This window comes from Gordonia sp. LMA167, assembly GCF_058130025.1.
Map to the genome: position 1 here is coordinate 3,698,452 of NZ_CM176708.1, position 25,279 is coordinate 3,723,730.

Below are 25,279 nucleotides of genomic sequence, written 5' to 3' on the forward strand. Positions count from 1 at the left end.
TGGTCGCCGAACGTTCACCTGCCGTCGGCTGTCGACGACCGCGACCTCTGTCGGCGATCACGGTCGACGGTCAGGTCGGCCGAGGTTCGCCGGCAGCCGCAACGGATCACTCTTCGCGTCGGCGGTGCGGGTTCCCGAGTCGAGCCGTCACGACCACCACCAAGTGGGCCGGATCGTAGAGAGATCCGGAATGGATTGCCGGACAGATGATCGGCCGACGAGGCAACTGCCGCGCAGGCGCCAGGTCTTGTCGGTGGATTCCGATCTGTGGTTTCTGATGACGGGCTGAGGTTGTTTGTCCTGTCGGTCTGTATTGCGTGTGCGAGCGTCACGAAGCGGGGTGTGGTGTTCTCTTATTCGGATTCGGTTGCCGATGATGCGGTTCTGTCGTCGGCCGGGTCGGCGGATCTGGTGGCCGAGGCGTGTGCTGCGTTGCGGTTGAGTCGTCAAGCGCAGGCGCGGGCGTTGTTGTTGGCCTTTCGGATCGGTGAGCAGGTGCATGACGATCTGATGGTGGCGTTGGGTCCGCGCGCGCAGATGAAGGTGCGCCGTCATGCGGAGAAGGCGGCGGTGGGGGAGATCTCGCTGCAGTTGGGGTTGTCGCGGACCAAGGCCGGCAAATGGTATCGGTTGGGGTCGGCGTTGCAGCTCAGGCCGAAGCTGCGGATGGCGTATCTCGACGGTGACTACAGCACCAATCGGTTGTCGGAGTTGGTGCATTTTGTCGAAGCGGCACCCGATGTCACACAACACGATTCGACTCCCGACACGGACACCGCGGGCTCAGGTGGCGGTGACGACGACTCTGCCACCGACACCGACACCGGCATCGACACCGACATCGACGCCGAGCCTGCGACGTCCGATCCGGCCGACACGTCCGATCCGGCTGACACCTCTGATCCGGCTGACACGTCCGATCCGGCTGACACCGCCGAGCCGGTCACTGATGTGGAGGACATTGCTCTGAAGTATGGGGCGCGTCCGACGACGGACACGGTGTTGCGCGATGAGTTGGCCGGGGTGGCGATCGGGCTGGATCCCGAGGGGGCGGCCGAAGCACGCAGGGAGTTCGGGCGGGCGTGGCAGAACGTGACCGTGACCAATGACAGTTCCGGGCACGCCAACATCGACGCCTGTGTGCCGGCCGAGTACGGGGTGCTTCTGCGTGGGGGGATCGCGGCGTTGCTGCGTGCGCTGGTGTGTCGGCGCGATCCGCGCACGCTGGGTCAACAGCGGGTCGAGGTGTTGGCCGAACTCGTCGGTGTCCCCGGGGTGCGGCTGGCGTGTCGATGTGGCGACGACGACTGCCCGGCCGGCAGCGGTCCGGCCGATCCCAGCTGTGGGCCGACCGATCCGACCCAGCTCCCCGCACCCGACGGCGACGGCGATGGAGCCGGCGACGATGTGCCCGATAGTGGCGGGTCACCCGACCGTGATGACTGCGCTGACGGTGGCGGCACGATCGAAGCAGATGAGCCTGCCGGGATCGATGATTCACCCGAGCGCGACGATTCAGCGGATGGCGGCGATTCAGCCGACGGCAGCACAGTCGAGGACGGCGCGCCGGACCATTGCCCCGCAACCGATTCCGAGGCGAACCAAGATCACGAAGCGGACCCCGCGGTCAGCCCTGCGCCGGCGCCGTGGACGTTGGTGCTGGATCCGGTCGGCGAAGAGGTGCCCCGACTGCGTGGCTACGGGATGATCGACCCTGCCAAGGCGACCGACCTCGCCGATCGGGCCACCGTGATCACCCTGCCGGACAACCAGAATCGCCGCCCATCCGGGCTGATCGTGGTTGGTGAGCGCGGGCCGGCGCCACCGGTGGATCCGTGCGGGCATGGCGGGCACGACCTGCCGCCGCCGGGTGCGCTCACCTATGCGCCGTCGGCGAGGTTGCGTGAGCAGATGCTGCTGTCGGATCTGTACTGTCGATACCCGTTCTGCGGCCGACCTGCTCACGAATGCGAGCTCGACCATCTGGTGAAGTTTCGGCCCGGCGAGCCGCTCGCCGGTGGCTGGACTGTGCCCGAGAACCTGGTGCCGTTGTGTCGGCCCGATCATCAGCGCAAACACCTGGGGATGGGGATACCGACCATGAACACCGACCGCACCATCGCCTGGCGGAACCCGGTCACCGGGCAAGTGCTTGTCACGTATCCGCGGTGACGGGGCCCAACGCGGGCGCATCCTCGCAGGCTCGGAGGCTCCTCAGGGACCGGGTGGTGACGCATGTTCGCGGAGGCTCGGAGGCTCCTCAGAGGCCGGGTGGTGACGCATCCTCGCAGGCGCGCGCCTCAGGGCGCCGCCCCGGAGTGACGCCTAGGGATTTCGCCGATCCGTGAGGAGGTCCGGAGCGCCAGCGGAGGACCGTCACGAAGGGTCCGTCACGTGGCTCGTTCCTCGCGGATCGAAGTGGGCGTCGGAGGGGTTCGGCGCACGCCGGGTCTGGCGCGCCGAGCCTCATCGGAGCACGATCTCTACCATGGCGACCTCGATGGACGAACTGACGATGTCCCGGTTGCACTCGCTGCGCTGGGCGGCGATGCATCGACGCGTGCGTGCATTCGTCGACGGCGACACGATCGTCGACTCGCACAACGCGATTCTCGTGTGGGAACCGGATCGGGTGGTCGGGTACTACGCCGTACCGGCCACAGATCTGGACGGGCGGGCGATGAACCCGGTTCCCATCACGCCCTCCACCGACCGGCCGCCCATCCTCACACCCGACAATGCTTTTTCGATCCACACGTGTCCGGGCACTGCCTGGGACATCCAGACACCGGCCCGAGTACTCGCCGAAGCCGGTTTCAGTCCAGAAGATCCCGATCTGGCCGACCACATCGTCCTCGACTGGGACGCCTTCGACGAATGGCGGGACGAGGAACAGGTGGCGCTCGCCCATCCGCACGACCCGTTCAAGCGGATCGACTGTCTGTCAACCAGCAGGCATGTCGTGGTCCGGGTGGGAGGGACCGTGATCGCGGACAGCCGGCGGCCGACACTGCTACTTGAGACCCACCTACCCCCGCGGCACTACATTCCGCGTGAGGATGTCCGGATGGATCTGCTTGTTCCGAGCGAGACGACCACAACGTGTGCATACAAAGGCCACGCCAGGTATTGGTCGGTGGCGGTCGACGGGCATGTCGAGTCCGACGTCGCGTGGAGCTACCCGCACCCGCTTCCGGATGGCGAACCCGTGCGCGATCTGATCTGCTTCTACGACCATCGCGTCGACGTCACGGTCCACCCGGCAGGGTGACCGACACGGTCCGGTGCGGCTGGTGGACAATCGACGGAGCCGTCCCGGCGAGAAGACGGGGCCCTGCGGCGCTGGAGGTGAGGAGGACCGTTGTCCGAGTTGGTACCGCTGAAGGTGCAGATGGTGGCTGCGACCGAGTTCACCCCGCCGCCGGACGTCGAGTGGAGTACCGACGCCGACGGCGGTGAAGCGCTGGTCGAATTCTCCGGTCGGGCGTGCTACCAGAGCTGGGACAAGCCGAATCCGCGGACGGCCACCAACGCCGGATATCTGCGCCACATCCTCGAGGTAGGACACCTGTCACTCCTCGAGCACGCGTCGGTGACCTTCTACATCACCGGTATCTCGCGGTCCTGCACCCATGAGCTGATCCGGCATCGGCACTTCTCGTACTCGCAGCTGTCTCAACGCTTCGTCCCCGAGCACGACTCCAATGTGGTCGCGCCACCGGCGATCCGTGGTGACACCGAACTCGAGGCGCTCTTCGCCGAGGCCACTGATGCGAGCCGCAAGGCCTACAGCGAGCTGCTCGACGCGTTGGAGGCCAAGTTCGCCGACGTCCCGAACGCGATCCTGCGCCGCAAGCAGGCGCGACAGGCGGCGCGGTCGGTGCTGCCCAATGCCACCGAGACGAAAATCGTCGTGACCGGCAATTATCGGGCCTGGCGCCACTTCGTCGGCATGCGCGCCACCGAGCACGCCGACGTCGAGATCCGTCAACTCGCGGTCGAGTGCCTACGGCAACTGATGCGGGTTGCGCCGACGGTCTTCGGAGACTTCGAGATCGGCACCCTCTCAGACGGAACCGAGGTCGCGACCTCGCCTTTTGTGCTCGAAGGCTGACCGGCGCGACACAGTCCGCCCGTATGCGTCAGCGCACTATGGAGCAGGTAGCCTTGAGCACCATGACCGCAGGCGCAGACCAGCTGCACACACACCCGTTCGGGACCATCGGCGTCGCCATGGTGACTCCGTTCACATCGGACGGTGCGCTGGATCTGGACAAGGCCGCAGAACTGGCCGATCACCTGGTGTCGAAGGGGTGCGACGGACTGATCGTGTCCGGCACGACCGGTGAGTCGCCGACCACAACGGTGCCCGAGAAACTGGACCTGCTGCGTGTCGTGCTGGACGCCGTGGGCGACCGCGCCCGCATCACCCAGGGCGCCGGCAGCTACGACACCGCCGAGAGCGTCCGGTTCTCCATCGAGGCGGAGAAGATCGGCGCCCACGGACTGCTGGTGGTGACCCCGTACTACTCCAAGCCCCCGCAAGCCGGTGTGCTCGCCCACTTCCGGACGATCGCCGATGCGACCGACCTGCCGGTGATGGTCTATGACATCCCCGGACGCTCGGTGGTTCCCGTCGCCAACGAGACCATGCTCGCACTCGCCGAACATCCACGGATCAAGGCTGTGAAGGACGCCAAGGGCGACCTGCATTCGGCCGCCGGGATCATCGCTTCCACCGATCTCGAGTACTTGTCCGGTGAGGATGCCCTGAACCTGCCGTGGCTGTCGGTCGGCGCGACCGGTTTCGTCAGCGTGATCGGACACCTTGTCGCAGACCGGTTGCGGGACATGCAGATCGCCTTCGACAAGGGTGACGTGGTCACCGCGCGCGACATCAACACGTCGATGCTGCCGCTGGTCAACGCGATGGGCCGGCTCGGCGGGGTGACCATGGTCAAGGCATCGCTGCGCATCCTCGGGTTCGACGTCGGTCATCCACGGTTACCCCAGGTGCCTGCCGACGGTCCTCAGATCGAGGCGCTCATCGCCGATCTGCGGGCAGCAGGTGTGTTGGACCGATGACCGAACCCCGCCGTCGCCGCAGTGCCCGTCGCCAGGCCGGCCCCCCGGCAACGCCCCCGGAACAACCGACCGAGAACACCGCCCGGGACACGCCGCCGAAGCAGCCCAAAGAGCAGTCGCAAGACGCCAAACACGCTGCGACACGACCGGATCGGCCACAGCCTGCCGCGGCACGTTCGGGTGGCGGCCGCCATGAACGGCGCCGCGGTGACAACCGCGGTCGGGGAAACCAGAGTGCGGCAACCGTGCCCGCCGTCGACCGGCTGGGCACCCCGCGCCGCGCGCCGCGGAACGGGCTGCGCATCGTCGCGCTCGGCGGAATCGGCGAAATCGGCCGCAACATGACGGTTTTCGAGTACGGCGGTCGCCTCCTGATCGTCGACTGCGGCGTCCTGTTCCCCGAGGATGCCCAGCCCGGCGTGGACCTGATCCTGCCCGACTTCACCTACATCGAAGACCGGATGGACGACGTCGACGCGATCATCCTCACGCACGGTCACGAGGATCACATCGGTGCGATCCCGTTCTTGCTGCGACTGCGCAGTGACATCCCTGTGATCGGGTCCAAGTTCACGCTGGCGCTGGTCGAGGCGAAGTGCCGCGAGCATCGCCTGCGGCCGAAGCTGATACAGGTCACCGAAGGCGAACGCACCACCCACGGGCCGTTCGAGTGTGAGTACTTCGCCGTCAACCATTCCATCCCGGATGCGATCGCGGTCGCGATCCGAACCGGGGCCGGCACCGTGCTCCACACCGGCGACATCAAGCTCGACCAGCTCCCGCTCGACGGCCGACTCACCGATCTCGCGGGATTCAGCCGGCTCGGCGACGAGGGCGTCGATCTGTTCCTGGTCGACTCGACCAACGCCGAGGTCCCCGGCTTCGTCACGCCCGAACGCGAGATCGGGGGAGTCCTCGATCAGGTGATCGGACGCGCCAAACAGCGAGTGATCGTGGCGTCCTTCGCAAGCCACGTGCACCGCATCCAGCAGATCGTCGACGTTGCCGACGCGCACAACCGGCGCATCTGCTTCGTCGGGCGGTCAATGGTGCGCAACATGCAGATCGCCCAGGATCTCGGCTACCTCACGGTGCCCGACGGTGTACTCGTCGACCTCGACACCGCCGCGACGCTGCCCGACCACCGGCTCGTGCTGATCTCGACCGGCTCCCAGGGAGAACCGCTGTCCGCCCTGTCGCGGATGGCCCGCGGCGAGCATCGGCAGATCAACATCCGCGCCGACGACCTGGTGGTGCTGGCGTCGTCACTGATCCCGGGCAACGAGAACTCGGTGTTCGCGGTGGTCAACGGGCTCGCGAAGCGAGGCGCCACGGTCATCACGCAGCAGAGTGCCAAGGTGCATGTCTCCGGACATGCGTCGGCCGGCGAATTGCTGTATCTCTACAACGCTGTTCGTCCGTCGAATGTGATGCCGGTGCACGGAGAGTGGCGGCACCTGCGGGCCAACGCCGCGCTGGCGGTGGCGACCGGGGTCGCCGAGGACCGGGTCGTGCTGGCCGAGGACGGCGTGGTCGTCGACCTCGTCGACGGCCGCGCGGAGATCGTCGGCCGGGTTCCCGTCGGCCACGTGTACGTCGACGGTCTGTCCGTCGGTGACGTCGGCGAATCGACCCTCTCGGAGCGACTCGTGCTCGGTGAGGGCGGGTTCATCGCCATCACCATCGCCATCGATGCGGCCACCGGGCGAGCGGTCAGCGCGCCGGAGGTCTCCGGCCGCGGATTCTCCGACGATCCCGACGCCTTGAAGGCGGCAGCGGACCTCGTCGATCAGGCGCTGGATGCGTTGGCCGCCGAAGGCGTGACGGACGCGCACCGGATCGCGCAGACCATTCGTCGGGTTGTCGGACGGTGGGTCGCCGACACGTATCGCCGTCGCCCGATGATCGTGCCGACCGTGCTCGCTGTCGGCGCCTGAGCCGCTCGCGCCGCCCGGGGAGGCCCGTCGGCGCCGCTAGGCTGGGGCTGTGACACTCGCACAGGAAGAACGCGCCGCTCTCGTCGACACCCTGCGATCGGTCGGACCCGACGCGCCCACTCTCTGCGACGGCTGGACCACCCGGGATCTGGCCGCCCACCTTGTCGTACGTGAACGGCGTCCCGACTCCGCCCCGGGGATCATGATCAAACAGTTCGCCGGGTACACCGAGAAGGTGCGTGCGGCTGCGGCCGAGACCGAATCGTGGGATGCGCTGCTGGAAAAGCTCGCGAGTGGCCCGCCGGTCTATTCGCCGCTCAAACTGGTCGACCGCTGGGCGAATCTCGCCGAGATGTTCGTCCACCACGAGGACGTGCTCCGCGGCGCCGCGTCGCACGACCAGGCATGGACGCCGAGAGAACTGTCCCCGGAGATGGGCCGGGCACTTCTCGGCGCGGCCAAGTCGACGGGCCGCATGACGCTGCGGAACTCGCCGGCGAAGGTGACGCTGCGCACCACCGACGGCCATGAGGTCGTGACGGCTGGGCACGGTGAGCCCGTGGCGGTGACCGGTACCCCCGGCGAACTCGTACTGTTCGTGTTCGGTCGTTCTCCGCTCGACGTGAGCTTCGAGGGCGAGGAGCAGATCGTCAGTTCGGTGAAGATCGCGAAGCGGGGTATCTAGGCCCTTGATTGCCTAGGACCTTGATTGCCTAGGCCCTCGATCCCACCAAGTTACGAATTCGACACGCAAACGCGTTGTCAGTGTTGCCCATGTGACTGGCGTGACGCCTGGCGACTAGTCTGTCGGTATGGCGTCGAGAGCAACCACGGGTGCGCGCAAAACCGGTGCACAGAAGACACCGGCGCGCGCGACCGCGGGAACGACCAAGTCGGGCTCGCGGGGGACACGCAGCACCAACGCACGCAAGAGCACCTCAGGTGGCGCTCGCAGCAGCGCGACCCGACGCAGCGGCTCGTCGGCCGGGCGGAGCGCGAGCCGCCAGAGCGCGGACGCGTCCGCCGACATCCATCGACGTTCGGTCGCCGCCAGCGGCGCGTCCGCGGTCGGTCGCGGCCTCGGAGCCGGATGGTCACTGATGGCGCGGGGCGTCGGAAGTCTCGCGCGCGTGGGCGGCACGGACAGCGACCCCGCCCGTGAACCCGACGAGATCTCGGACGACGGATTCGATCTCGACGGACCGATCGTCGACGACGAACCCGACCGGACCCACAGGTCGGCGGCACATCGACGTCCGGCGGGTCGGCCCGCCCGAGATCTCACCGGTCACACCCATCGACGCGACGGAGCCGCCCTCGCCATTCTCGCGCTCGGATTGCTCGTCGGTGCGAGCGTGTGGTTCGGAGCCGCCGGGCCGGTCGGAGCGTTCATCGAGGCGCTCATCCGCGCGATCGTGGGCGCCGTTTCGGTGATGATGCCGATCGCACTGGTGGGGCTGGCCGTCGTCCTGATGCGTCGCCCACCCAACCCTGCGCAACGCGCGCGGTATCTGGGAGCCGGACTGCTGATCGTGCTGCCGGTGCTCGGGCTCATCCACCTCGTTGCCGGTGCGCCGGTCGATCTTCCGGGGCGCTCGGCGGCGGGCGGATTCCTCGGCTTCGCTGTCGGCACCCCGTTGACCAACGGAGTGACGGCGTGGATCTCGGTACCGATCCTGGTGTTGTGCATCGCCTTCGGCGCGCTGATCCTCAGCGGGAAGACGGTTCGCGAGGTGGCCGACGGCGTGTCCGGGTACCTCGGGCTCGGACATCTCCGCGGCTACGCCGACGACGTCGCGCCCTGGGACGATCTCGACGACGAGGACGTCGACGAGGACATCGACGGGCCTCTCGCGGTGGAGGACCAGGTGACCGAGGTCGTCGACACCGGCGCCGGCTACTCGACCGACCCGTATGACAACTATCCGCCGGACGCCGAGCCGGTGCGTCGCAGTCGGCGACGCCGCCGACCGGCGGACCCGGACGTGGACGCCGCCGACTTCGCGGCCGCGACCACGGTGCCCCTCGACGACGAGGTCACCGAACGCATCGCCCGACCCGGCACGGAACCCGACGACGAACCCGCGGCGCCATCGCGCGCGAGCACGGGCCGGGGATCTGCGCGACCCAAGACCGCCCGTTCGAAGACACCCGACGACTCGGATGCGGTACCCGATTCCGGGGGACTGGTCGATCGTGCGGTGGACGGGGAGTACGTGCTCCCGCCGTCGAGCCTGTTGATCGACGGCGACCCGCCCAAGCAGGGCGGGCGGTCCAACGACGAGATGATCGACCGGATCGGCGGTGTCCTCGAACAGTTCAAGATCGATGCCGCGGTCACCGGATACACCCGCGGGCCGACGGTTACGCGTTACGAGGTCGAACTCGGGCCGGGTGTGAAGGTCGAGAAGATCACCGCGCTGCAGCGCAACATCGCCTATGCGGTGGCCACCGACAACGTGCGCCTGCTCGCTCCGATCCCGGGTAAGTCGGCGGTCGGCATCGAGGTGCCCAACACCGACCGCGAGATGGTGCGCCTGGCCGACGTCCTCAAGTCGCCCAAGACGCGCAAGGACACCCATCCGCTGGTGATCGGTCTCGGCAAGGACATCGAAGGTGAGTTCGTGAGTGCGAATCTCGCCAAGATGCCGCACCTTTTGGTCGCCGGTTCGACGGGGTCGGGCAAGTCGAGTTTCGTCAACTCGATGCTGGTGTCGCTGTTGACGCGTGCGACGCCGGAAGACGTCCGGATGATCCTCATCGATCCCAAGATGGTGGAGCTGACCCCCTACGAGGGCATCCCGCACCTGATCACGCCGATCATCACCCAGCCGAAGAAGGCAGCCGCCGCTCTGGCGTGGCTGGTCGAGGAGATGGAGCAGCGCTACCAGGACATGAAGGCGTCGCGGGTGCGCCACATCGACGACTTCAACTCGAAGGTGCGTTCCGGTGAGATCACCACGCCGCTGGGCAGTGAGCGTGTCTACAAGCCGTATCCGTACATCATGGCCATCGTCGACGAGCTCGCCGACCTGATGATGACCGCGCCGCGCGACGTCGAGGATGCGATCGTGCGGATCACGCAGAAGGCGCGTGCGGCGGGCATCCATCTCGTGTTGGCGACCCAGCGACCGTCCGTGGATGTGGTCACCGGGTTGATCAAGACGAACGTGCCCTCCCGGCTGGCGTTTGCGACGTCGTCGTTGACCGACTCCCGCGTCATCCTCGATCAGCCCGGCGCCGAGAAGTTGATCGGCATGGGTGACGGCCTGTTCCTGCCGATGGGCGCGAACAAGCCGATCCGCATGCAGGGTGCGTTCATCACCGACGAAGAGATCCAGGCTGTCGTCGACTTCACCCGCGAGCAGAGCGAGCCCGAGTACACCGAAGGCGTGACGACGGCGAAGGCCGGCGACAAGAAGGAGATCGACGGCGATATCGGCAACGATCTCGACGATCTGCTCCAGGCGATCGAGCTGGTGGTGTCGAGTCAGTTCGGCTCGACGTCGATGCTGCAGCGCAAGCTCCGGGTCGGGTTCGCCAAGGCGGGCCGACTGATGGACTTGATGGAGACGCGCGGTGTCGTCGGACCCAGTGAGGGGTCGAAGGCCCGCGACGTGCTCGTGAAGCCCGAGGACCTGGCCGGCGTGATCGCCTCCATCACCGGCGGCGGGGACGACACCCCGGACGAGTAGCCGATCGGTCAGTTCAGTCCGTGCTCGGCCAGCCAGGTCTGTGCGCGACGCGCCGACGCGCGGGAGAGCCAGGCGTCCTGGATGACCTCCGCAAGCTCGGCGACCGACAGCTCGGCGACCCTCGACGTCCGGAGCAGAACCGACGGGTGGCCGTTGAAGTGTGCGGTGGTGAAGAACGGTGAATCGGGGTCCTGGACGAGCGCGAGCTTGTCCGCGTCCGACGGCACCCAGATGACCACGACGTCGTCGTAGCGTTCGCCGGTATCCGGATCTCGCGCGTCCGGGCGCGGGTTGCGGAAGAACACGAATGACTTGCCACCGACCTGGTAGATGGGCCGGTCGGTGGACGTGCCGACATCCGTGACGTGCGGCATCCCGCGCGCGATGGCACGGATGTCGTCGACGGTCGCCGGGCGCTGCGTGTCCGACATGGTGCAACCGTACCTGCGTGTACTACGCTGGGCGACGATCGAAGAGGGGAGTATCCCCATCCTCGTGGCGTTTCCGTCAATACGGTCGCACGGGCCATGATGCCGATCATCATGGCGCGCCCGACCCGGATTCGTCGGTCGGATCGACGGCGTGCGCCGGCTCCGGCGGGAGAGACCTCTGGCATCGCACCCTTGTGCTGCGCGCTGGAGGATCGCATCAATGGATATTTCTACAACTGTCTGGATTGTCACCTGTGTGGTGATCGCCGCCCTTTTCGTCTTCGACTTCTTTGCCCACGTTCGGGTACCGCACGCCCCATCCCTGAAGGAGTCGGGGTTCTGGTCCGCGGTCTACATCTCGATCGCGATCGTGTTCGGGCTTTTCGTGTGGTGGAAATGGGGCCACACCTACGGCGGTGAGTACTTCGCGGGCTACGTGACCGAGAAAGCACTCTCGGTGGACAACCTGTTCGTCTTCGTCATCATCATGTCGAAGTTCGCCGTGCCCAAGGAGTACCAGCAGAAGGTGCTGCTGCTCGGCATCGTGATGGCCCTGCTGCTGCGTGGTCTGTTCATCGTGGTCGGCGCGGCCGCGATCAACGCTTACGCCTGGGTGTTTTACCTTTTCGGCGCGTTTCTCATCTACACCGCTGTGAAACTCATCAAGGACACCGACGATCCGGTCGAGCACGAGGAGCAACGCGAGACCCGGCTCGAGCGGTTCGTCAAGCGCTACCTGCGCACCTCCGACGACTACGACGGTGACAAGCTGTTCACCAAGAAGAACGGCAAGCGCCTCGCGACACCGATGCTGATGGTGCTGATCGTCATCGGCTTCACCGACGTCCTGTTCGCCCTGGACTCGATCCCGGCGATCTACGGTCTCACCCAGGAGCCCTACCTGGTCTTCGCGGCGAACGCGTTCGCCCTGATGGGGTTGCGCCAGCTGTACTTCCTGCTGGGTGGACTACTGGACCGGCTGGTATACCTGTCCTACGGACTCTCGTTCATCCTGGCGTTCATCGGTGTGAAGCTGGTGCTGCACGCGCTGCACGAGAACACCCTGCCGTTCATCAACGGTGGCGAGCACGTGTCGGTGCCGGAGGTGTCGACGGCGGTCTCGTTGGGTGTGATCGTGCTGACGCTGGTCATCACCACGGTCGCGAGCCTGCTGAGGTCGCGGAGCACGGCACAGGCCGAGAAGTGAGCGGATCGCTGTCGGCGGTGTGAGTGATGCGGCGCTTGCTGGTGGGTCCCTGAGGGTGCTTCGCTGGGTCGCCTCACCCGGGTGCCGATGAGCTGAGCCTCGCCCGTCGCCTTCCACCGCTCCCTGAGGAGCCTCGCGGGACAAACAAGGAAACGCGTCACCACCGGTCCCTGAGGAGCCTCGCGAGGAACGAGCGATGCGTCACCACTGCTCCCTGAGGAGCCTCGCGAGGAACGAGCGATGCGTCACCACTGCTCCCTGAGGAACGAGCGATGCGTCACCACCGCTCCCTGAGGAACGAGCGATGCGTCACCACCGCTCCCTGAGGAACGAGCGATGCGTCACCACCGCTCCCTGAGGAGCGAGCGATGCGTCACCCACTCGATCCCTGAGGAGCCTCGCGAGGAACGAGCGATGCGTCACGAAGGGCCCTTCGTGACGCATCCTCGCAGGCTCGGAGGCTCCTCAGGGACCGGTTCCTCAGGGAGCGGGTGGTGACGCGTGCTCGTCGGCTGCTCAGGGACCGGGTGGTGATGCGGTCCCGCCGGCTCAGGCGCGGCTCAGGGCACGAACGGTCCGAAGACCTGCGTCCATTCGACCACTCGCACACCGTCGACCGCCCGGTGCGCGTTGAACGGGTCGTTGGCCAAGAATGCTTCGGCGCCGTCGAGGCTGTCGGCGCGCACGAGGATGAGCGCGCCGGTTCCGTCCGGGTAGGGGCCGACCATCAGCACATTCCCCGCCTGGTGCTCCTCGCCCAGCCATGTGCGATGCAGCGGACGGTATTCGTCACGCAGCGCTGCCTTTGCGGGCGCGTAGCTGTAGTGCACGGCGAAGATCGCCATCGTGGGCTCCTGTCGTGATCAGTTGAGAGTGGCCAGCATCCGGGTGTTCCCGAGCGTATTCGGCTTCACGTAGCTGAGGTCGAGGAACTCGGCGACACCGGTGTCATACGAGCGGCACATCTCTTCGAAGACCTCTCGGGTCACCGGTGTCCCGTCGATCTCGGCGAACCCATGCCGCGCGAAGAACGACGTCTCGAAGGTGAGCACGAACACCCGGGACAGCTGCAGTTCGCGCGCCATGTCCATCAGTCGTGCCACGAGTCGATGCCCGATGCCTCGGCCGGCATGCCCGGTGTCGACCGCGACCGTGCGCACCTCGCCGAGGTCGGCCCAGAGCACATGCAAGGCGCCGCACCCGACAACCACGTCGTCGAGGTCGGCGACCCAGAACTCCTGAACCGCCTCGTAGAGGGTCACGAGGTTCTTCTCCAGAAGAATCCGGCCCGCGTACTGGTCGATCAATTCCTTGATCCGCGGCACATCGGAGGTGCGGGCACGCCGGATGGTCACATCGCCGGGGGGCGTCGCGGGGCCTGGTCGGGTGCGTGAACCCGTGGGCACCGACGACGTCGGCTCAGATGTCGGCTCAGGGGCGACAGGGGGCATGGCACCACACAGTAGTCGCCATCGTGATTGGCGCGCACGGCGATTTCGGGCCCGCGCACGCGTCGATCCGAGGGCTCGTCGAGCGGTCCGCACGACCGCCGTGCGGCCGCAGGACGACCTGAACGTCGGGGGTCGGAGGCACAGCCGATAGGCTGGCACTGTGCGGGAGCAGTATCGCCGGGTCAGGACGCGACCACAAGAGATCGGCGCATCGTGACCGATCGTGTACGTCGCGCGGTCGAGAAGCGGGGAATCGCCGACGCCGGACGCGGTCCCGATCACATCACCGACCCGGTCGATCCGGTGCCGGTGGTCAACATCGCCAACGCGCTCACCGTCTTTCGGATCGTGCTGGTCCCGGTCTTCATCGCCGCCCTGTTCATCGGTGGTGGCCATGACACCGGATGGCGCATCGCTGCCGCGGTGATCTTCGCGGTGGCGGCGATCACCGATCGTTACGACGGCCGGCTGGCGCGCAGGCGGGGCCTGGTCACCGACTTCGGGAAGCTGGCCGATCCGATCGCCGACAAGGCCCTCATCGGATCGGCACTGGTCGGGCTCTCGATACTGGGCGACCTGTCGTGGTGGGTCACCGCGGTGATCCTCGCGCGAGAGCTCGGTGTCACGGCGTTGCGATTCTGGGTGCTGCGTCATGGCGTGATCCCGGCGAGCCGCGGCGGAAAGCTCAAGACGCTCCTCCAGGCAGTGGCGATCGGTCTCTACCTGCTACCACTGGCCGGAGCCTGGCACGTGGTGGCCGCGATCATCATGGGGGTCGCGGTGGTCATCACGGTCATCACCGGATGTGACTACGTCTGGCAGGCGTTGGCGCTGCGGCGGCGTTCGACCGCGCCGCGAAACCCTCGACGCGACGACGACGCGCGGACCGACGTCGGACACCGCTGACACGCTGGTGTTCGCCCTCGGCGCAACGACCGTGTCGTCGGCCGAGCCGGGCGGCACCCATCGGGATATTCGACTACGGTCGTCGGCACGGGCGATGGGTGCATCGTCGGGAACCGGATACGGTGTCCCGAACGTTGTGGTATCGGCTTGACCCGATGTCACGGGCAGCAAGCAGTGAGGAGGACCTCGATGGCAGTGCTACTGCGGGAGGCGCTGGGCGACACTCTGCGCCGAGTGCGTACCGCGCAGGGCCGGACCCTGCGTGAGGTATCCACCGACGCCAGGGTCAGCCTCGGATACCTCTCCGAGGTCGAGCGCGGACAGAAAGAGGCCTCGAGCGAATTGCTCGCGGCGATCTGCGACGCGCTCGACGTCGAGATCGCCGAGCTTCTTCTCGACATCGGACTCGCCATGCTCCCGGCCGGCAGTGAACGGCTGGTCGGAGCGGAGGCGCTCGTGGCCGCCGGGGACGTGGGCGTGCTCGACGCCAAGGTCGTCATCCCGGGCCCGGCGGGTCACTCCGAGACGGCTGCGCTCGCGGCGGCGTGAGACGCCACCGGCCGTCCGTCGTCGACACATCGCCGCGCGGCCGTCGTAACGGCTAGATTGGTTACACACCGCACCGAACCCCGGACAATGGAGTTGACTCGAAGCATGGCGAACCCGTTCGTGAAGTTGTGGCGCTACCTGATGGCAGCCGGCAACGCGAAGATCGACGAGAACGCGGACCCGAAGATCCAGATTCAGCAGGCGATCGAGGACGCGCAACGTCAGCATCAAGCGCTGTCCCAGCAAGCCGCATCGGTCATCGGCAACCAGCGTCAGCTGGAGATGAAACTCAACCGGCAGCTCGAGGAGATCGAGAAGCTGCAGGCCAACACGCGTCAGGCGCTGACGCTCGCCGATCAGGCCAGTGCCGCCGGTGACGCCGCGAAGGCGCAGGAGTACACGAACGCCGCGGAAGCATTCGCGGCCCAACTGGTGACCGCCGAGCAGAGCGTCGAAGACCTCAAGGTCCTCCACGACCAGTCTCTGCAGGCCGCCGAGCAGGCCAAGCAGGCGGTGGAGCGCAACGCGATGATGTTGCAGCAGAAGCTCGCGGAGCGGTCCAAGCTCCTCAGCCAGCTCGAGCAGGCGAAGATGCAGGAACAGGTGAGTGCGTCGCTCAACCAGATGAGTGAGCTCGCCGTTCCGGGCAACACCCCGAACCTCGACCAGGTCCGTGACAAGATCGAGCGTCGGTACGCCAACGCGCTCGGTCAGGCCGAGCTCGCGCAGAACTCGGTCCAGGGTCGGATGCAGGAGGTCGAGCAGGCCGGCGTCCAGATGGCCGGACACGCGCGCCTCGAACAGATCCGGGCGAGCATGCACGGCGGCGCGCTGCCGTCCTCGGGCGCCGCGAACGCCCAGCCCGCGGCGCAGCCTGCGCAGCCGTCCGTCCAACCCGCAACCGAGCAGCCGCCCCAGACGGGCAACTGAACATCGGCTGACCGACCACCGACTCAACGGCCTCCCACTGGCGTGGGAGGCCGTTGACCGCTCTCGAGGAGATCCGTGGCACGAATCGGTGTCGTCGCGGGACCGGATGCAGGACATGCGTTTCCGGCGTTCGCGCTCGCAGAGCGACTGACTGCCGACGGTGACGACGTGGTCGTCTACACAGGCGCGCAATGGTGTCGGACGGCGGGGGAGCGCGGCGTCGAGGTGGTCGAACTGCCCGGCCTCGCCGTGCAGGACGGCGACGACGACACCGACGCGGGTGCAAAGCTCAGTCGGCGGGCGGCCCGGATCGCTGTGGCGTTGGCGCCAGACCTCGTCGCGCGCGACACCGATCTGGTGATCTCCGACGTGATCACCGTGGGTGGTGGCTGGGCGGCCGAACTCGCGGGCCTGCCATGGATCGAGCTGTCCCCCCATCCGCTGTACCTGCCCTCGCGTGGACGGCCGCCGATCGGTTCCGGACTCGAACCCGGCCGCGGTGCCGCAGGCCGGTTGCGGGACGCGGCGATGCGTGCCCTGACCGCTCGCTCCCTGCGCGTCGGGGAGCGGCAACGGGCCGGGGCGAGGGCGGAGATCGGACTGACGGGCCACAGTGGATGCCCTGTCGCCCGTTTCGTCGCGACGCTGCCGGCGCTGGAGGTGTGGCGGCCCGACTGGCCCGAGAACACCCACCTCGTCGGCCCGTTGCTGTGGGAGCCGACCGACGCCCTGTTCGATCGTCCGTCCGGTGCGGGTCCGCTGGTGCTCGTCGCCCCGTCGACGGCCGCCACCGGGGCAGCGGACATGGCCTCCACCGCACTCGCCGCGCTCACCGAGGAGTCACTCGGAATGCCTGTGCGGGTGGTTGTCTCGGCCCTGAACCCGCCGACCGCGGTGGGAGAGTCCGATCATGTGGTGGTGGGGACGGCGCGGCAGGACGAGATCCTCGCCGACACCGATCTGGTCATCTGCGGTGCCGGGCACGGCATGCTGGCGAAGGCGTTGTCGGCCGGTGTGCCGGTGGTCACCGCGCCGGGTGGCGGTGACCAATGGGAGTTGGCCAATCGGGTACGGAGACAGGGCAGTGGGCTGCTGGTACGCCCGGTCGCGGTGGAGCCGATGGCCAGAGCGGTCCGGCAGGTGCTCACCGATCCCGTGTTCGCCGCGGCTGCCTCCCGCGCCGCCGCCTCGGCACGGGATGTGGTCGATCCGGTGCGGATCGTGCGGCGATTGCTGCGGCGCTGACACCGGGCCGCCGCGGAGACGGTGCCACGGTGACGGCCCGGGTCCTCACGTAGGCTGGCCGCGTGCGTCTGACCGAATTCACCGAGCTGCTCACCTCCGAATTCGGCGAACAGTCGGCTGATTCGATTCTGGCCGACCATGTTCTGATCGATTTCGGGGGACGGACCGGGTCGCAGGCGATCGAGGCCGGGATCGATCCGCGGGACGTCTGGGTGGCCATCTGCCGAGACTTCGACGTCCCGCGCGAACGCTGGTAGTCGCCGACTTCGGGTGAGCTGCGCCCGCCACGCGTGTCGCGCTTGCCATCGAACACATGTTCGTCCATTCTTGTCTCAGTGGAACCAAACACCGGTCGTTGAGCGTCCAAGGATGTGATCACGAGTGATGGACGAGCACGAGTCGAGAACAATGTCGTACCCCGTGGCTAACGTGCAAGCACATGGTCACAGCCACAGACGGTCCCAACCACAGACCCACACACGGCCGGCCCCGGCCTAGAGTTCGGAGGAGAACCCCGATGGCAGCAGCACCCCAGGACAGGGAGAAGGCGCTCGATCTGGCACTCGCGCAGATCGACAAGAACTTCGGCAAGGGTTCGGTCATGCGGCTCGGTGAGGAGACGCGCCAGCCGATCGAGGTCATCCCCACCGGTTCCATCTCACTGGATGTCGCGTTGGGTATCGGTGGTCTCCCGCGTGGCCGGGTCGTAGAGATCTACGGGCCGGAATCCTCCGGCAAGACCACAGTGGCCCTGCATGCGGTCGCCAATGCACAGGCGCAGGGCGGCATCGCGGCGTTCATCGACGCCGAGCACGCGCTCGACCCCGACTATGCCGCCAAACTCGGCGTCGACACCGATGCACTGCTGGTGTCGCAGCCCGACACCGGTGAGCAAGCGTTGGAGATCGCGGACATGCTGATTCGCTCCGGCGCACTGGACATCCTGGTGATCGACTCGGTTGCCGCACTGGTGCCCAAGGCCGAGATCGAGGGCGAGATGGGCGACAGTCACGTCGGTTTGCAGGCACGCCTGATGAGTCAGGCGTTGCGCAAGATGACCTCGGCGCTGAGCAACTCCAAGACCACGGCGATCTTCATCAATCAGCTGCGCGAGAAGATCGGTGTCATGTTCGGATCGCCGGAGACCACCACGGGCGGCAAGGCGCTCAAGTTCTATTCGTCGGTCCGGCTGGACGTTCGTCGTATCGAGACGCTCAAGGACGGGACCGATGCGGTCGGCAACCGTACCCGGGTGAAGGTCGTCAAGAACAAGGTGGCGCCGCCGTTCAAGCAGGCCGAGTTCGACATCCTCTACGGTCACGGGATCAGCAAGGAGGGATCGCTGATCGACATGGGTGTGGCGGAAGGCTTCATCCGCAAGTCCGGTTCCTGGTTCACCTATGAGGGTGATCAGCTCGGTCAGGGCAAGGAGAACGCCCGGAAGTTCCTGATCGAGAACGATGACATCCGCGACGAGATCGAGAAGAAGATCAAGGAGAAGCTCGGCATCGGCGCCGTTGTCGACGCCGACGACGTCGCTCCCGCACCGGTGGAGTTCTGACCGTCACGATGAGCACCACATCGGACCCCGAGGAACGGACCGGACCCAGTGCCTGGGATACGGCACTCCGACTCCTCGGGGTCCGTGCACGTTCACGACACGAAATGACCGATCGCCTGGCCCGCAAGGGCTTCGATGCCGAGACCATCGAGGACGTGATGGCCCGACTCGACAAGCACAGGTTGATCGACGACGCCGAGTTCGCCTCCGAATGGGTGCGCTCCCGGCATGCCAATTCCGGTCGCGGACGCGTGGCGCTCCGCCAGGAACTCCGGACGAAGGGCATCGACACCGGACTCATCGAGTCGGCCCTGGAGGAGGTGGACCCCGATGACGAGCGGGCCGTCGCAACCGAACTCGTCGGCAAGAAGCTGACCCCCGCCCAGGTGGATCGGCTCCGAGAGGATCCCGGGTTGCGCGACAAGCTGTTTCGACGACTGGCCGGCATGCTCGTCCGACGCGGCTATCCGCAGTCGATGGCCATCGAGGTGGTCACCGAGTCCCTCGACGCGGTGACCACCGACGCCTGACCGCCGACGTTGTCCTACTAAGCGCCGAACTTCGGCATGTTCTCCATGGCCGCCAGATCGGCTTCCTCACCGGAGGCGACTTCCGCCTTGCGCGGACCGCCGCGCAGACGCTTCTCGAGATACGTCGCGAGGTTGGACAGTCCGAAGTTGATGGCGATCATCACGATGGCCACCACGACGAGGGCGGGTAGATAGTTTCCGTAGTACGACGCCGACTGGATGCCGGAGCGCACCACCTCGATGTAGCCGATCGCGTAACCGAGGGCGCTGTCCTTGAGCGCGATGACCATCTGCGACACCAACGCCGGTAGCATCGCCGTCACCGCCTGCGGCAACAGGATGGCGCGCATCATCTGGCCTTTGCGCAATCCCAGGGCCCGCGACGCCTCCGTCTGGCCCTTCGGCAGCGAATTGATCCCGGACCGCAGGATCTCGGCGATCACCGAACCGTTGTACAGCGTCAGGCCGGTCACCACCGCTGCAAACGCCAGCTGGGAGGAGGGGACGAGCGCGTAGTCGGCGTACAGGTAGTAGGCGAAGATCATCAGGATCAGCACCGGGATGGCACGGAAGACCTCGACGAACAGTCCGGCGAGTCCCCTGACCCAGGCGTGGTCGGAGAGCCTCCCGATACCGAGGACGGCGCCGAGCAACAAGGCCAGGATGATCGAGAGGGCAGCGGCTTTGAGCGTGCCCCACAGTCCCGGCAGGATATAGGTCGTCCAGGTCGTCGACTTGACGAATGGACTCCACTTGTCCGAGGTCAGCTGGTCGTTGCCGGCGAGGACGACGAGTACGTAGACCGCGACCGCGACCAGGATGGCGATGAACGCCACGGCGATCGTCGCGTACAGGCGTCGTGCCTTCGGGCCGGGCGCGTCATAGAGGACGGTGGAGTGCTCGCTCATCGCTTGACCGCCAATCGCTTTGCGAGGTAACCGAAGACGAATCCCTCAGTGAGCGTGATGATCATGAAGCCGATCGCGATGATGATGAATATGGCGACGATCTGGTCGGAGTACGTCTCGATCTCCTCCTTCATCAACAGGGACGCCTCGGCCACGCCGATGACCGAGGCGATGGTGGTGTTCTTGGTCAGGGCGATGAGCACACTGCCCAGCGGTCCGATCACCGATCGGACCGCCTGCGGCAGCACGATGATGCCCAGGACCTGCGGGAACGTCAGTCCCAATGACCGCGCGGCCTCGGCCTGGCCAAGTGGCACCGTGTTGAAGCCGGATCGCAGCGTCTCGCATACGAAGGTCGCCGTGTAAAGGATGAACGCCAGGACCGCGAGCCAGAAGTTGTTGTTCTCGATGAAGTTCTCGTTGTCCGGTGCCAGCGCCAGCCCCAGGTTCTGATACAGCCCGATCGAGCAGAACAAAATGATCAGAGTCAGGGGAGTGTTCCGCACGACGTTCACGTAGACGCCGGCGAAACCGCGCATCACCGGCACCGGCGATACGCGCATCGCCGCCAGCAGCGTGCCCCAGATCAGCGCACCGATGGAGGAGAAGAAGGTCAGCTTCAGGGTCACCCAGAAGGCGGGCCACAACTGTGGCCCCATGTCCGACCAGAGTTCACTCATGTCCGGTTCGTCCCTTCCTCGTCAGCTCAGGCCCGGTGGGCACGGTGTCGGCTCCGAATCGAGAAAGCTGAGGTTCCCCGGATCGGGGGTGAACTTGTACTGCGAGTCCGGGGCGTCGGCGCGGGCGATCATGCGATCGACCTGCTCGTCGCCGATCGAATCGCGCAGCGCACGATCCCAGGGGGACTCGCCGCCGGGCCCGGGGACCATCATGGCGTCGAGGGCCTCGTTGACCTTGGTCACCGCTTCCGGGAAGTTCTTGGCCAGTCCCGCGCCGTAGTACTCGGTCGAGAACGGGGTGCCCGCCTTCTTGAGGGCGTCCTTGACGCAGGCGTCCTTCGGATAGGTCATGTCGACGAGCTTGAACTCGTCCGGGAAGAAGTTGGCGTAGCCGGCCAGGATGACCTCGTCGGTGGTCAACGCATCGACCTTGCCGCGGCGCAGCGCCTCCACGCACGATGAATACGAGTCATATTCCTGGAGTTGGACCGACGGCAGCTGCGCCTTGACGTTCTGCGCCGACGTCGACCCGGTCACCGAGCAGAGCTTCTTGCCCTTGTTCAGGTCGGTGAGAGTGGTGATCGAGTCGTCGTCTTCGCGGACCAACAGCCCCTGGTAGTTGATGAGATAGGGGCCGGCGAAGTCCACCTTCTTCGCTCGGGCGGACGTGATCGAGTAGGTGGCGGTGATCATGTCCACCTCGCCGTTGTCGATCAACGTCTCGCGTTGCGCCGACGGCGTCTCGCGCCAGTGGATCTCGGGGTGGTCGACGCCGAGCGAGTCGGCGATATGGTTCACCACGAAGGTCGCGACGGCCGGATCGAATCCGCTCACCGACTTGTCCGGATTGCGCAGACCCAGGCCCGGCTGGTCGTACTTCGTACCGAGCACGACCGTCCCGCTGCGAATCGAATCGATCAGGTTCTTGGGCTCGGAGCTGCCGCACGCTGCCAGGATTCCGGCGATGAGGACCACGGCGAGGGCCAGAATGCCGAGACCAGACTTTCGGTGCAGGCGTCCGCGCGACGTCACTGTTGCTGCGCCCATGTCAGTGGCCCAGGATCTTGCCGAGGAAGTCGCGGGCCCGTTCGGAGGTGGGATTGGAGAAGAAGGTCTCCGGATCGGAGTCCTCCACGATCGCCCCGTCCGCCATGAAGATCACCCGGTTGGCGGCCTTGCGTGCGAATCCCATCTCGTGCGTGACGACCAGCATCGTCATGCCCTCCTTGGCGAGCGACACCATCACGTCGAGGACCTCGTTGACCATCTCCGGGTCGAGCGCCGATGTCGGTTCGTCGAACAACATGATCTTCGGATCCATGGCCAGCGAGCGTGCGATCGCCACACGCTGCTGTTGGCCACCCGACAGCTGAGCGGGGTATTTGTCCTTCTGGCTCTCGATCCCGACACGCTCGAGGAGCTCGAGCGCCCGCTTGTTCGCCTCGGCCTTGTTCTTCTTGCGGACCTTGACCGGCGCCAAGGTCACGTTCTCCAGGATCGTCTTGTGCGCGAACAGGTTGAACGACTGGAACACCATCCCGACGTCGGCACGCAGCCGCGCGAGATCCTTGCCCTCCGCCGGAAGCTCCTTGCCCTCCACGTAGATCTCGCCGCTGTCGATGGGTTCGAGTCGATTGATGGTGCGGCACAACGTGGATTTCCCCGACCCTGATGGTCCGAGCACCACCACCACCTGTCCGGTGGGCACCTCGAGGTCGATGTCGCGGAGCACATGCAGTGATCCGAAGTGCTTCTGCACGTTCTTCATGACGATCATCGGCTGCGACCCGGACGTCGGTCCGGAAGTCACGGAATCGTCATTCGGCAAATCGGTCATACCAGCCAACCCTAGTGGGGGCGGCGCACCACGTCCTGTTGTTCTTCGTCTGTGACTGTTGCGAGACCGATTTGCGCAGGCCCGTACGCTGGAGGGTGTGAGTATCGAGTTGTCCGAACGGCGTGTTGCCGATGCCGAGGCCGCCGGTTCGGCCCGCAGCTATCAGGTGCGAACCTTCGGCTGCCAGATGAATGTGCACGATTCGGAACGCATTGCCGGGCTCCTCGAGGACGCCGGTTACGTCGAGGCCGACGAGGATGCCGACCCCGATCTGGTGGTGTTCAACACCTGCGCGATCCGGGAGAACGCGGACAACAAGCTGTATGGCAATCTCTCGCACCTCGCCCCGGTGAAATCCGAGCGACCAGGGATGCAGATCGCGGTCGGCGGCTGTCTGGCGCAGAAGGACAAGGACGCGGTGCTGGCCAAGGCCCCGTGGGTGGACGTGGTCTTCGGCACCCACAACATCGGGTCGTTGCCCACGCTGTTGGAACGGTCGCGCCACAACGCCACCGCCCAGGTGGAGATCCTCGAGTCACTCGAACGCTTCCCGTCGACGCTGCCGGCCAAGCGAGATTCGGCATACTCCGGGTGGGTGTCGGTCTCGGTCGGGTGCAACAACACCTGCACCTTCTGCATCGTGCCCTCCCTGCGGGGCAGAGAGGTCGACCGGCGGCCCGGTGATGTGCTGGCCGAGGTGTCCGCACTCGTCGAACAAGGTGTCCTCGAAGTGACCCTGCTCGGGCAGAACGTCAACGCCTACGGGATGTCCTTCGCCGACCCGGACGCCCCGCGCAACCGCGGCGCGTTTGCCGAGCTGCTCCGCGCGTGCGGTGACATCGACGGACTCGAACGTGTCCGGTTCACGTCGCCACATCCCGCCGAGTTCACCGACGACGTCATCGACGCCATGGCGGAGACGCCCAACGTCTGTCCCCAACTGCACATGCCGCTGCAGTCGGGTTCTGACCGGATCCTGAAGTCCATGCGGCGCAGCTATCGCCAGCGCAAGTTCCTCGGCATCCTGGACAAGGTGCGGGCCGCGATGCCGCATGCGGCGATCACGACCGACATCATCGTCGGATTCCCGGGGGAGACCGAGGACGATTTCCAGCAGACGCTCGACGTGGTCGCCGCCGCGCGATTCTCCAGCGCTTTCACCTTCCAGTACTCGCCGCGGCCCGGTACGCCCGCCGCGGCCATGCCCGACCAGGTGCCGGCGGAGGTCGTCGGGGAGCGCTACCGGCGCCTGATCGCGCTGCAGGAACAGATCTGCCTCACCGAGAACGAGAAGCTGGTCGGGACCGAGGTGGAACTGCTCGTCGTCGCGGACAGTGGTCGCAAGTCCGCGCAGACCCGCCGCATGACCGGGCGGGCCCGCGACGGTCGGCTCGTTCACTTCGCCGCCGGCGACCGTGCCGGCACTGAGACGGTTCGGCCCGGTGACGTGGTGACGACCCGGGTCACCGGCGCCGCGCCACACCATCTCATCGCCGACGACGGTCTCGCGACGCATCGCCGGACACGTGCGGGAGATGCACATGAGGCGAGCCGGATGCCGACCACCCCGCCGGTGGGTGTCGGCCTGGGCATGCCGACGATCGGGGCCGTGGCCGTCGAACCTGTCGGAGCGGGATGTGAAGGAGGGTGTGGGTCATGAGCGAGCCGGACAAGAACGAGCGGGAGAGCGAGGCCAAGGGTTTCGCGGCCTACGAGAGTGAGCTGCGCAAGGCCGAACGCAAGGTGGCCGGTGAGATCGACCCGGGCATGCGTGCGGTCGTGGTCGCGGTGGGCGTGCTGGTCGCGATGCTGTCGCTGGTACTGCCGCACACCGGTTCGGCGAGTGGTATCGAGGTGCTCACCTTCGCACCCGACGCCGCTGCGGAGAAGGTCACGATCGTCTCCAAGGTCTTCGTCTACCTGGTCGCGATCTTCGGAATCGGCTTCTCCGCGCTGGCACTGCTGACGCGACGATGGATCGTTGCCTGGATTGCCTTGTGCGGCAACGCGATCGCCTGCGTCGCGGGCATGCTTGCCTGGTGGTCGCGAAACACGCCGGGCGTCGGTGGCGTGGTGCCACCGTCAGGTGTGGGGATCGGGTTGATCGTCGGGTGGCTCGCAGTGCTGGTGCTCACCTTCCACTGGGCCCGGGTGGTCTGGGCGCGGAGCACCTACCACCTGGCGCTGGAAGAGGAGCGGCGCAAGGAAGCGGCCACGCGCGATGCGTTGGCACGGTCGTTGCAGCACAAGCCCGATCAGGATCACTAGACGGCGCGCGTGTCCCGTCCCGCCGGGCGCACGCGGCGCGGGTGCTCGACTGTGATCTG

General features: G+C 66.5%; 24 protein-coding genes. 17 read left to right on the forward strand and 7 right to left on the reverse strand.

The genetic code is table 11. The features are described from left to right. Positions 1-342 precede the first annotated feature (342 nt). From ACVT6V_RS16850 to ACVT6V_RS16880, 7 genes are all read left to right on the forward strand, one after another. Entirely contained in the window at positions 343-2,172 is a 1,830-nt protein-coding gene (locus ACVT6V_RS16850; protein WP_489894716.1) for an HNH endonuclease signature motif containing protein, read from the forward strand. A gap of 316 nt (positions 2,173-2,488) precedes the next feature. Beyond that, the gene (locus tag ACVT6V_RS16855; RefSeq protein ID WP_489894718.1) at positions 2,489-3,271 is read left to right on the forward strand and encodes a DUF427 domain-containing protein; all 783 of its coding nucleotides are present in this window, start codon (positions 2,489-2,491) and stop codon (positions 3,269-3,271) included. Between the two features lie 90 nt (positions 3,272-3,361). Continuing rightward, positions 3,362-4,114 carry an FAD-dependent thymidylate synthase gene (gene thyX / locus ACVT6V_RS16860; protein ID WP_489894720.1) on the forward strand — a complete coding sequence of 251 codons (753 nt, stop codon included), beginning with the start codon at positions 3,362-3,364 and terminating at the stop codon, positions 4,112-4,114. Positions 4,115-4,176: 62 nt separating this feature from the next. Continuing rightward, positions 4,177-5,085 carry a 4-hydroxy-tetrahydrodipicolinate synthase gene (gene dapA / locus ACVT6V_RS16865; protein WP_489894722.1) on the forward strand — a complete coding sequence of 303 codons (909 nt, stop codon included), beginning with the start codon at positions 4,177-4,179 and terminating at the stop codon, positions 5,083-5,085. Then, a complete protein-coding gene (locus ACVT6V_RS16870; RefSeq protein WP_489894724.1) occupies positions 5,082-7,022 on the forward strand; it encodes a ribonuclease J in 1,941 nt (646 codons plus the stop codon). The genes dapA and ACVT6V_RS16870 overlap by 4 nt, the downstream gene beginning before the upstream one ends. 49 nt (positions 7,023-7,071) lie before the next feature. Beyond that, positions 7,072-7,707 (forward strand): TIGR03085 family metal-binding protein, encoded by a 636-nt coding sequence (locus ACVT6V_RS16875; protein WP_489894726.1) that lies wholly within the window; start codon positions 7,072-7,074, stop codon positions 7,705-7,707. Positions 7,708-7,834: 127 nt separating this feature from the next. Then, entirely contained in the window at positions 7,835-10,717 is a 2,883-nt protein-coding gene (locus ACVT6V_RS16880) for an FtsK/SpoIIIE family DNA translocase (RefSeq protein ID WP_489894728.1), read from the forward strand. 8 nt (positions 10,718-10,725) lie between these two features. Here ACVT6V_RS16880 and ACVT6V_RS16885 read toward each other — a convergent pair whose 3' ends face one another. Then, complete coding sequence (locus tag ACVT6V_RS16885; RefSeq protein ID WP_489894730.1) at positions 10,726-11,148, reverse strand: MmcQ/YjbR family DNA-binding protein; 423 nt, start codon at positions 11,146-11,148, stop codon at positions 10,726-10,728. Between the two features lie 220 nt (positions 11,149-11,368). On the opposite strand from ACVT6V_RS16885, the gene ACVT6V_RS16890 reads away from it, so the two are divergent. Further along, the gene (locus tag ACVT6V_RS16890) at positions 11,369-12,355 is read left to right on the forward strand and encodes a TerC family protein (RefSeq protein WP_489894732.1); all 987 of its coding nucleotides are present in this window, start codon (positions 11,369-11,371) and stop codon (positions 12,353-12,355) included. A gap of 560 nt (positions 12,356-12,915) precedes the next feature. Here ACVT6V_RS16890 and ACVT6V_RS16895 read toward each other — a convergent pair. Both ACVT6V_RS16895 and ACVT6V_RS16900 read right to left on the reverse strand, forming a co-directional pair. After that, positions 12,916-13,200, reverse strand: coding sequence for a YciI family protein (locus tag ACVT6V_RS16895; RefSeq protein WP_489894734.1), 285 nt, complete (start codon positions 13,198-13,200; stop codon positions 12,916-12,918). Positions 13,201-13,218: 18 nt separating this feature from the next. Next, complete coding sequence (locus ACVT6V_RS16900; RefSeq protein WP_489894736.1) at positions 13,219-13,806, reverse strand: amino-acid N-acetyltransferase; 588 nt, start codon at positions 13,804-13,806, stop codon at positions 13,219-13,221. Positions 13,807-14,019: 213 nt separating this feature from the next. Between ACVT6V_RS16900 and pgsA the strand changes: the two genes are divergently transcribed. From pgsA to ACVT6V_RS16935, 7 genes are all read left to right on the forward strand, one after another. Beyond that, on the forward strand, positions 14,020-14,712 hold the full coding sequence (gene pgsA / locus ACVT6V_RS16905; RefSeq protein WP_489894738.1) for a CDP-diacylglycerol--glycerol-3-phosphate 3-phosphatidyltransferase: 693 nt from the start codon (positions 14,020-14,022) through the stop codon (positions 14,710-14,712). A gap of 189 nt (positions 14,713-14,901) precedes the next feature. Continuing rightward, entirely contained in the window at positions 14,902-15,261 is a 360-nt protein-coding gene (locus tag ACVT6V_RS16910; RefSeq protein WP_489894739.1) for a helix-turn-helix domain-containing protein, read from the forward strand. Between the two features lie 105 nt (positions 15,262-15,366). Further along, positions 15,367-16,191 carry a PspA/IM30 family protein gene (locus ACVT6V_RS16915; protein WP_489894741.1) on the forward strand — a complete coding sequence of 275 codons (825 nt, stop codon included), beginning with the start codon at positions 15,367-15,369 and terminating at the stop codon, positions 16,189-16,191. Positions 16,192-16,266: 75 nt separating this feature from the next. After that, complete coding sequence (locus tag ACVT6V_RS16920; RefSeq protein ID WP_489894743.1) at positions 16,267-17,436, forward strand: glycosyltransferase; 1,170 nt, start codon at positions 16,267-16,269, stop codon at positions 17,434-17,436. 62 nt (positions 17,437-17,498) lie between these two features. Further along, complete coding sequence (locus ACVT6V_RS16925) at positions 17,499-17,693, forward strand: DUF3046 domain-containing protein (RefSeq protein WP_489894745.1); 195 nt, start codon at positions 17,499-17,501, stop codon at positions 17,691-17,693. A 260-nt stretch (positions 17,694-17,953) separates the two neighbouring features. Continuing rightward, entirely contained in the window at positions 17,954-18,997 is a 1,044-nt protein-coding gene (gene recA, locus ACVT6V_RS16930) for a recombinase RecA (protein WP_489894747.1), read from the forward strand. Between the two features lie 8 nt (positions 18,998-19,005). After that, on the forward strand, positions 19,006-19,527 hold the full coding sequence (locus tag ACVT6V_RS16935; protein ID WP_489894749.1) for a regulatory protein RecX: 522 nt from the start codon (positions 19,006-19,008) through the stop codon (positions 19,525-19,527). A gap of 17 nt (positions 19,528-19,544) precedes the next feature. Here ACVT6V_RS16935 and ACVT6V_RS16940 read toward each other — a convergent pair whose 3' ends face one another. From ACVT6V_RS16940 to ACVT6V_RS16955, 4 genes are read right to left on the reverse strand one after another with little or no spacing between them, the layout of a single operon-like run. Further along, a complete protein-coding gene (locus ACVT6V_RS16940) occupies positions 19,545-20,435 on the reverse strand; it encodes an amino acid ABC transporter permease (RefSeq protein ID WP_489894751.1) in 891 nt (296 codons plus the stop codon). After that, the gene (locus ACVT6V_RS16945) at positions 20,432-21,115 is read right to left on the reverse strand and encodes an amino acid ABC transporter permease (protein WP_489894753.1); all 684 of its coding nucleotides are present in this window, start codon (positions 21,113-21,115) and stop codon (positions 20,432-20,434) included. Before ACVT6V_RS16945 ends, ACVT6V_RS16940 begins: the two co-directional genes overlap by 4 nt. A 21-nt stretch (positions 21,116-21,136) precedes the next feature. Further along, positions 21,137-22,162: a glutamate ABC transporter substrate-binding protein gene (locus tag ACVT6V_RS16950; protein ID WP_489894755.1), complete on the reverse strand. Its 1,026-nt coding sequence runs from the start codon at positions 22,160-22,162 to the stop codon at positions 21,137-21,139. 1 nt (position 22,163) lies between these two features. Further along, a complete protein-coding gene (locus ACVT6V_RS16955) occupies positions 22,164-22,892 on the reverse strand; it encodes an amino acid ABC transporter ATP-binding protein (protein ID WP_489900851.1) in 729 nt (242 codons plus the stop codon). A 157-nt stretch (positions 22,893-23,049) separates the two neighbouring features. Here ACVT6V_RS16955 and miaB point away from each other — a divergent pair, with 157 nt between their 5' ends. Both miaB and ACVT6V_RS16965 read left to right on the forward strand, forming a co-directional pair. Next, positions 23,050-24,612: a tRNA (N6-isopentenyl adenosine(37)-C2)-methylthiotransferase MiaB gene (gene miaB / locus ACVT6V_RS16960; RefSeq protein ID WP_489894757.1), complete on the forward strand. Its 1,563-nt coding sequence runs from the start codon at positions 23,050-23,052 to the stop codon at positions 24,610-24,612. Beyond that, on the forward strand, positions 24,609-25,220 hold the full coding sequence (locus tag ACVT6V_RS16965; RefSeq protein ID WP_489894759.1) for an Rv2732c family membrane protein: 612 nt from the start codon (positions 24,609-24,611) through the stop codon (positions 25,218-25,220). Before miaB ends, ACVT6V_RS16965 begins: the two co-directional genes overlap by 4 nt. Positions 25,221-25,279: the final 59 nt, after the last annotated feature.